Raw genomic sequence first — 7,374 nt, forward strand, 5'->3', positions numbered from 1 at the left:
AGACGAACGATCATGCTGACACGACGCGACCTGCTCGCCACGGCGGCGACCATCCTCCTCGCCACGGCGGCGCTGCCCGCCTTGGCGCAGGACAAGCCCTACGAGGGTGTGCAACTCTCGGTGCTGATGGAAGGGCACCCCACAACCGATGCCATTCAGAAGATGCTGCCGGACTTCACCGAGCTCACCGGCATCGACGTGGCGCTCGAAGTGGTGCCCGAGCAGGACATCACGGCCAAGATGCTCCTCGAGTTTTCCTCGGGCTCCGGGCGTTACGACATCGTCCAGAACAACATCATCTACATCCCCGGCTTCGTGTCCGCGGGCTACATCGTGCCGCTCGATGCTTACCTGGCGGCCACGCCTGAGCACTTCAACCGCGCCGACTTCGTGACCGGCTACTTCGACACCAACGTGGTGGACGGCCAGATCTACGGGCTCCCCGTCTACGGCGAGAGCACGTTCCTGATGTACCGCAAGGACCTCTTCGAGGAGCACGGCCTTGCCGAACCCACGACCTTCGAGGCCATCGAGGAGGCGGCAAAGACGATCCACGGGGCAACGAACGGCGAGGTCGCGGGGATCACCATGCGCGGCCAGCAGGGCATCCAGGGCGTCTACGTCTGGGCGGGCTATCTGTGGGGCTACGGCGGCTCGTTCCTGAACGACGAGGGGCAATCCGCCCTAGCCACGCCCGAGGGCATCGCCGCGCTGGAGGACTTCACCCGTGTCCTCACCAACTATGGGCCCGTCGGCGTCGCCAACTTCGGCTGGGAGGAGAACCGCCTGCTGTTCCAGAGCGGCGGAGCGGCCATGACGCTCGACGCCACCGTGAACGGTGCCTACAACGAAGACCCCGCCAATTCCGAGGTCGCGGGCAAGGTCGGCTACGTCCCCGTGCCGATGCGCTCCGAGAACCCGAAAGGGGGCTCTTCCTCGCTCGCGGTCCACAGCCTTTTCGTGTCGGCGGACTCCGCGAACCCCGAGGCCGCCGCGCTCTTTGCAGCCTGGGCTACCGCAGCCGAGCAGCAGGTCCGCTCGATCGAGAGCGACCCGAACTCGGGCGTGACTTCGCTTTCGGCGCTTGACAGCGAAGCGTTCAACTCACGCTATGGCGCCTTCAAGGATGCCATGATCGCGGCCATCAACCAAGGCAATCCGCAATACCTGCCGACGATCGACCAAGCCAACGAGGTCATCAACAACACCGGCATCGCCGTGTCACAGGTCCTCGCCGGCACCGCCACCGCCGAGGAGGCGCTCACGGCCGCCGACGAGGCCAACAACGCCGCCATCGCCCGTTAAGGGCGACGGACGACCCAAGGCCCCCCTGGACCTCGGGTTTCCGGCGCCGTCGCCCAGCCTCCCTAAGGTGCGGCGGCGCCACTCCTACTCCCAGCCCGAGGCGCGCATCCGTGCAAAACTCCAGGGACCCCTCCCGCCAGATCATCCGACCGGAGCTCGCGGTGGAGCCCTCGCCCGCTTCCCGCCCGAGACACGCATCCGTGCCGAACCCCAGGGACCCCTCGCACCTGTTCGTCCAGCCGGTGATCGTCGTGCTGACAACAGCCTCGCTGGTGCTCACCGCCTACGTGATCTGGCTGTCGCTGCGCGACGTGTCGCTCCTGCGGGCGGGCCAGGACACCTTCGTGGGCCTTGAGAACTACATGCGCTTCTTCGGCGACGGACGCGGCCTGTCCGCGATCTGGCGCACGGTGCTGTTCACCGTGCTCGCCACTGGGATCGAGGTGGTGCTGGGCGTCGGGATCGTGCTCTTCCTCGACCGGCACTTCGCGCTCAAGCGGTTGGTGCGCACGCTGCTGCTGGTGCCGATCATCATGACGCCGGTCGTCGTGGGCCTCACCTGGCGCTTCATCTTCGACCCGTCCTCGGGCATGGCCAACTATCTCCTGTCGCTCCTGGGACTCGGCCCTGTCGACTGGTTGGGGAATCCCAGCGTTGCCATCCTTTCGGTGCTGATCGCCGATGTCTGGCAGTGGACGCCCTTTGTCATCCTCCTGACAATGGCCGCGCTCGACTCGGCGCCCACCGATCCGCTGGACGCCGCCCGCGTGGACGGCGCACGCGAGTGGCAGGTGACGTGGCACGTCCTCCTGCCGATGCTGCGGCGCGCGGTGGCGGTCGTGGCGTTGATCCGCACCATCGACTCGATCAAGGCCTTCGATCTCTTCTACATCATGACGCGTGGCGGCCCGGCGCTCTCGACCGAGACGCTGAACTACTACGGCTACATCGCCGCCTTCACCAACTTCGACATCTCCTATGCGCTGACCATCGCGATGATCCTGACGATCTTCACGAACCTCGCGTTGCTGGCGATGTATGCGGTCCTGTCCCGGGGGGGTGCCCGATGAAGGCACTGCGCTCGATCCTGTTCTACGTAGGCCTTCTGCTCTTGATGATTTCGGTGCTGTTTCCGCTCTATTGGGTGGTCGTCACCTCCTTCAAGACGGGCCGCGACGCCTTCGCCATCCCGCCCGTCTGGTTCTTCACGCCCACGCTCGAGAACTACGCGACGGTTCTGGCGAACCGGACCTTCCTACGCGCCTTCGCCAACAGCTTCGTGGTCTCCATCTCGTCGAGCCTGATCGCCGTGGCCATCGGCGCGGTCGCGGCCTACGGGCTCGTGCAGCAGGAGGCTCAGCGGCGCCGCTCCCAGGAAAAGTTCATCCTGAGCCTCCGCATTGCGCCGGCGATCCTGTTCGTGATCCCGGTCTACTACCTCGCGACGCGCATTGGCGCGATGAACCAGCACTGGCTCCTGATCGCGGTCTACGCCTTCATCAACGTGCCCTTCGCGATCGCCTTGCTGATCACCTTCTTCGACGACATTCCGCGCGAGCTGCGCGACGCGGCCCGCGTGGATGGCGCCCGTGAGTGGGTGGTGTTCTCCCGCGTCTACCTGCCGGCGGCCAAGGGCGGCTTGGTGGCGACGCTGATCCTCTGCGTGCTGTTCACCTGGAACGAGTTCTTCATCGCCCTGGTGCTGACCGGTCGGGACACCCAGACCCTGCCCGTGTCCATCACCTCGTTCCTGACGTTCCAAGGCATCCAGTGGGGGGCGCTTACCGCCGCCGCAACGCTGGTGATGCTGCCGATGATCGTGCTGGGCCTGCTCGTGCAGGGCCAGATCGTGCGCGGGCTCACCCTGGGCAGCGTGAAGGGCTGAGGAGGAGCACCATGGCCGAACTGTCGATCCGCAACGTCACCAAGTCCTATGGCGCCGTGGGTGTCCTGAACGGCATCTCTATCGAAGTCGAGGAGGGGGCCTTCGTGGTCCTCCTCGGGCCTTCGGGCTGCGGCAAGTCCACCCTGCTCCACGCCGTGGCCGGGCTGCACCCCATTGATGGGGGCGCCATCGTCATTGAGGGGCGCGACGTGACCGCCCTCCCCGCGCGCGAGCGCGACGTGGCGATGGTGTTCCAGTCCTACGCGCTCTATCCGACCATGACGGTGCGCGAGAACATCGCCTTCCCGTTGCGGATGCGCGGTCTGGCCCGTGCCGCCGCCTCCCGCGAGGTGGACCGCGTGGCTGCAGTCCTCCAGATCGAGCCGCTGCTGGCCCGCTACCCGCGCGAGCTGTCGGGCGGACAGCGCCAGCGGGTTGCCATCGGCCGGGCGCTGGTGCGCGACCCCAAGCTCTTCCTTTTCGACGAGCCGCTCTCGAACCTCGATGCGGCGTTGCGCGGCGATCTTCGGGCCGAGATCAAGCAGCTGCACCAGCGCATCGGCCGCACCATGGTCTATGTCACCCACGATCAGATCGAGGCCATGACCCTCGCCACCATGATCGTCATCCTGAATAAGGGTGTGGTCCAGCAGGTCGGCACTCCACAGGAAATCTACCGCGAGCCCGTCAACCTCTTTGTTGCCCGCTTTATCGGTTCACCACCGATGACGCTGCTGGCGGGGCGGGTGGCAGGCGGAGTCTTTGTGCCAGATGGGGCGGACGCCAGCATCCCTCTCATGCAGCTCGCGCCCGACGGAACGGACATGTTGCTTGGCCTGCGCCCTGAGGATATCACCCTCGGGACTGAGGGACCCATCTCGGCCAATGTGGCACTCGTCGAGCCTACTGGGCCCGAGGACATCGTCACGTTGGATGTGGCCGGCCAGCGCTCGGTGGTTCGCGCACCAGCGGGACTGGCCAGGCAAGGGTCAACAGTGCGGCTAAGTCTCCGTCTTGACCACACACTCCTGTTCGATGCGACTACCGGTGCGCGGGTGAGGTGACTGGGAGGAGGGGAGGCTCTCTTACGATGGCTGGCCACCCGCCGGGTTCCCCTTTGGCCGGCTAATTCGAGCCCTCAGGGTTCGTCAGCTCGTCAATCGGCGGCAGGAACCTGTACACGCTCGAGCGTGCGATCCCCATCCGCTTGGCGATGGCCGTGGGGCTGAGCCGCTCCTCGGCGTGGAGCCGTCGCACTTCCTCCGGATCGATCTTCGGCTTGCGGCCCTTGTAGACCCCGCGCGCCTTGGCGGCGGCGATGCCCTCCATCTGCCGCTCGCGGCGCAGGTTGGTCTCGAACTCGGCGAAGACGCCCAGCATGTCGAGGAACGCCTTGCCGGCGGCGGTGGAGGTGTCCACCGGCTGCTCGGTGGCGCGCAGGCTGACCCCCCTGCCCTTCAGCTCGTGCACGAGGTCCTGGAGGTCCTTCATCGAGCGCGCCAGCCGGTCGATGCGGGTGACGACCAGGGTGTCGCCGGGGCGCAGGAACTGCAGCAGGAGTTCGAGCTCGGCCCGGCCCTCGCGCGAGGTGCCGGTCTTCTTCTCCGCCCGGATCACCTGGCAGCCGGCGGCCCGGAGCGCCGCCTCCTGCAAGCTGAGGTCCTGGTCGGTCGTGGACACGCGGGCGTAGCCGTAGAGGGCTTGGCACATAGAACGGGCACGGAACTACGCTAAGCGCCGGGTGAGCTGAGTGGGTGGCGGCAAACACATGATTGCCGACGCCCCCGATCAGGCCGCCGGCCGGCCCCCTCCCGATCCGGCGTTTTCTGCGCGACAAACCCTGTCGGCTTGCTAGGCTGCGCGGGAACTCGCGAGAGGAGGTTTTCCACACATGCTGGTCGGGTACATGCGCGTCTCGTCCGCCGACGACCGCCAGTCGGTCGATCTCCAGCGCGATGCGCTGATCGCGGCCGGGGTCGACGACCGGCACCTCCACCACGACAAGGCGTCCGGGGCTCGCGACGACCGGCCGGGGCTCAGGGCCTGTCTCGAAGACCTGAGGGCGGGCGACACCCTGGTGGTATGGAAGCTGGACCGGCTCGGCCGCTCGCTGCCGCACCTGCTGGCGATCATCACCGACCTGAGGTCACGGGACGTGGCCTTCCGCTCGCTGACGGAGCAGATGGACACCACCACCCCTCATGGGGAGCTGCTGTTCTCGATCTTCGGCGCGCTGGCCCAGTATGAGCGGGCGTTGACCCGCGAGCGCGTGATCGCCGGCCTGGCGGCCGCCAGACGCCGCGGCCAGCGTGGGGGCCGCCCGCCGACGCTCGACCCTGAGCAGATCACGGCCGCGCTCGACGGCGGTGCGAGCAAGGCGTCGGTGTGCCGGACCTTTAAGGTGCCGCGCTCGACGCTGCTCGACACGCTGGCGCGGGTGGGCTGGACCCAGGGCTAACGCATGACCCTACGGGGCGACGAGGCGGTGCATGAAGGCATTGTCCCATCCGGCCATCTTGCGCTTGCCCTTGAGGCTGCCGGGTCGGGAGCGATCGGCGCGCACGAGGTTGAGCGCGATCCGCCGGAGCACGGCGAGGTTTGCGGCGGCGTTGCGGTCGCGCACCCGCGAGTGATCCTCGCTGAAGCCGGTGTCGATGACCCAGTGCAGGCAGTTCTCGATGGCCCAGTGGGCACGCACCGCCTTGGCGATGTGCTTCCCCGGGGCGGCGGAGCTGGTGAGGAAGTAGCGGATTTGACAGCTTACGCCCTGCGGCGCGCCCGGTGCGGGGATCCCGATGGAGCGGATGGCCTCCACGGCGACGATGCGGCGCAGGCTCGGCCAAGCCGCGACGAGGCCGGTTGCGTCCGGCAGCTCGGCTACGGTCGCCACGAACACGCGGCGGCGCACGAGCCGACCATGCTGGTTATCCCAAGTATCCGAGCACGGTCGCAGCGTACCGCCGGCTGCAAAGGCGTGCATGCTGAACCAGTCCCGCACCGCGCCGTGCAGGGTGCGCCGGTTGCCCTTGAGGGCGATCAGGTAATCGGCACCATGCCCCGTGATCGTCGCGGCCACACCTGGGTGGCAGGACGCGGCGTCCAGGCTGACGAGCGCGCCCCGGAGGTCCAGCCCAGCCAAAAGGTCCTCCAACACCGCGGGCTCGCCACCCTTGTCGGCCGTCCTCCGCTGCGCCAGCACCAAACCGCTCGCGGTGGCGAAGGCACTGACCAGATGCAGCGGCGTCCGGCCCCGGCGGCGGTCAAAGGAACGGCGCAGCGTCTTGCCGTCCACGGCGATCTGGGAGGGGCTTTGAGCGTCGCGGCCGGCCACAAAGGTCCGTCGCGTCCAAGCCAGAAAGCCCCGCTCGAACTGCTCAGGATCGATCAGCATCAGCACGCGCCGGAAGGTGTCGTGAGAGGGGATCCCGTTCGGCAACTCCAGGAAATGCTCCAGCCAGCCCCGCTTGGAGCGCCCGTATAGCGCGATGTCCTCGAAGCTCTCCGCGCAGGCCAGCACGGCGCACACCGCGATCGCCAGCACGTCCACCAGCCGGTGCTCCACCTTGGCCGGGTCACGAGGATCGCCAACGTCCCCCAGGCACTCCAACAGCTCGCGCAGCATGATACCCTCCAGGCCAATGCGCCTGGAGAACGTAGAGCTGTTGCAGGGCCGTGGCCGGCCTGCTCCGCCCCAGCAAACCCTTATGCGTTGGCCCTGGGGCTGGACCGCCCCGGCCAAGGCCTGACCGGTGCCCCGGCGCGCCGTTCTGACCGAGCGGCAGCGCGCCGCTCTGATGGCGCTACCGGACGGTGAGCCCGAGCTGGTCCGACACTGGACGCTCGGGGCCGACGATCTTCGCGCTATCGGGATCCGGCGCAGGCCGCACAACCGCCTGGACTTTGCGCTCCAGCTCTGCGCATTGCGCTACCCCGGCCGGGGCCTCGCGCCCCGGTGAGGTGATCTCGCATTCGTCGCCGACCAGATTGGCGTCGACCTGCAGGTGCTGGCCGACTACGCCGTGCGCGAACCGATCCGGTACGAGCAGCTCGACGCGGCTCGCGCGACGAGTTCGGCTTTCGGCCGCTCGACCCTTGGCCAAGGCCGAGCTCCAGGCGTGGCTCCTGCCGGTCGCGCTGGCCACGACCAGCGGGGTCGACCTCGCGCGCCTGTTGCTCGACGAGTT

General features: G+C 67.7%; 7 protein-coding genes and 1 pseudogene. 6 read left to right on the forward strand and 2 right to left on the reverse strand.

The window, feature by feature from the left end; all coding sequences use genetic code 11:
* The first annotated feature begins 12 nt into the window (after nt 1-12).
* The 4 genes from J2Z33_RS13820 to J2Z33_RS13835 all read left to right on the forward strand — a co-directional run bounded on the left by J2Z33_RS13820 (nt 13) and on the right by J2Z33_RS13835 (nt 4,254).
* Nucleotides 13-1,305: an ABC transporter substrate-binding protein gene (locus J2Z33_RS13820; protein ID WP_209842046.1), complete on the forward strand. Its 1,293-nt coding sequence runs from the start codon at nt 13-15 to the stop codon at nt 1,303-1,305.
* A gap of 200 nt (nt 1,306-1,505) precedes the next feature.
* Nucleotides 1,506-2,375 (forward strand): carbohydrate ABC transporter permease, encoded by an 870-nt coding sequence (locus tag J2Z33_RS13825; RefSeq protein ID WP_209842048.1) that lies wholly within the window; start codon nt 1,506-1,508, stop codon nt 2,373-2,375.
* Nucleotides 2,372-3,190: a carbohydrate ABC transporter permease gene (locus J2Z33_RS13830; protein WP_209842050.1), complete on the forward strand. Its 819-nt coding sequence runs from the start codon at nt 2,372-2,374 to the stop codon at nt 3,188-3,190. Before J2Z33_RS13825 ends, J2Z33_RS13830 begins: the two co-directional genes overlap by 4 nt.
* An 11-nt stretch (nt 3,191-3,201) precedes the next feature.
* The gene (locus J2Z33_RS13835) at nt 3,202-4,254 is read left to right on the forward strand and encodes an ABC transporter ATP-binding protein (RefSeq protein ID WP_209842052.1); all 1,053 of its coding nucleotides are present in this window, start codon (nt 3,202-3,204) and stop codon (nt 4,252-4,254) included.
* 61 nt (nt 4,255-4,315) lie between these two features.
* On the opposite strand, the gene J2Z33_RS13840 is transcribed toward J2Z33_RS13835, so the two are convergent.
* Nucleotides 4,316-4,900 (reverse strand): recombinase family protein, encoded by a 585-nt coding sequence (locus J2Z33_RS13840; protein WP_209842054.1) that lies wholly within the window; start codon nt 4,898-4,900, stop codon nt 4,316-4,318.
* 181 nt (nt 4,901-5,081) lie between these two features.
* Here J2Z33_RS13840 and J2Z33_RS13845 point away from each other — a divergent pair, with 181 nt between their 5' ends.
* Complete coding sequence (locus tag J2Z33_RS13845; protein WP_209842056.1) at nt 5,082-5,648, forward strand: recombinase family protein; 567 nt, start codon at nt 5,082-5,084, stop codon at nt 5,646-5,648.
* Between the two features lie 9 nt (nt 5,649-5,657).
* Here the strand turns inward: J2Z33_RS13845 and J2Z33_RS13850 are convergent, their stop codons facing one another.
* Complete coding sequence (locus J2Z33_RS13850; RefSeq protein WP_209842058.1) at nt 5,658-6,812, reverse strand: ISAs1 family transposase; 1,155 nt, start codon at nt 6,810-6,812, stop codon at nt 5,658-5,660.
* A gap of 127 nt (nt 6,813-6,939) precedes the next feature.
* On the opposite strand from J2Z33_RS13850, the pseudogene J2Z33_RS18470 reads away from it, so the two are divergent.
* Nucleotides 6,940-7,374: pseudogene (locus J2Z33_RS18470) on the forward strand (DUF4158 domain-containing protein); the annotation flags it as partial.

The sequence above is a fragment of the Rubellimicrobium aerolatum genome, from assembly GCF_017872975.1.
Taxonomy (GTDB): domain Bacteria; phylum Pseudomonadota; class Alphaproteobacteria; order Rhodobacterales; family Rhodobacteraceae; genus Rubellimicrobium; species Rubellimicrobium aerolatum.

Bases quoted from the DNA above. Each gene is read 5' to 3' on its own strand.
- J2Z33_RS13830 (WP_209842050.1), top strand. From the start codon at position 2,372: ATGAAGGCACTGCGCTCGATCCTGTTCTACGTAGGCCTTCTGCTCTTG.
- J2Z33_RS13850 (WP_209842058.1), bottom strand. From the start codon at position 6,812: ATGCTGCGCGAGCTGTTGGAGTGCCTGGGGGACGTTGGCGATCCTCGT.
- J2Z33_RS13840 (WP_209842054.1), bottom strand. From the start codon at position 4,900: ATGTGCCAAGCCCTCTACGGCTACGCCCGCGTGTCCACGACCGACCAG.
- J2Z33_RS13845 (WP_209842056.1), top strand. From the start codon at position 5,082: ATGCTGGTCGGGTACATGCGCGTCTCGTCCGCCGACGACCGCCAGTCG.
- J2Z33_RS13835 (WP_209842052.1), top strand. From the start codon at position 3,202: ATGGCCGAACTGTCGATCCGCAACGTCACCAAGTCCTATGGCGCCGTG.
- J2Z33_RS13820 (WP_209842046.1), top strand. From the start codon at position 13: ATGCTGACACGACGCGACCTGCTCGCCACGGCGGCGACCATCCTCCTC.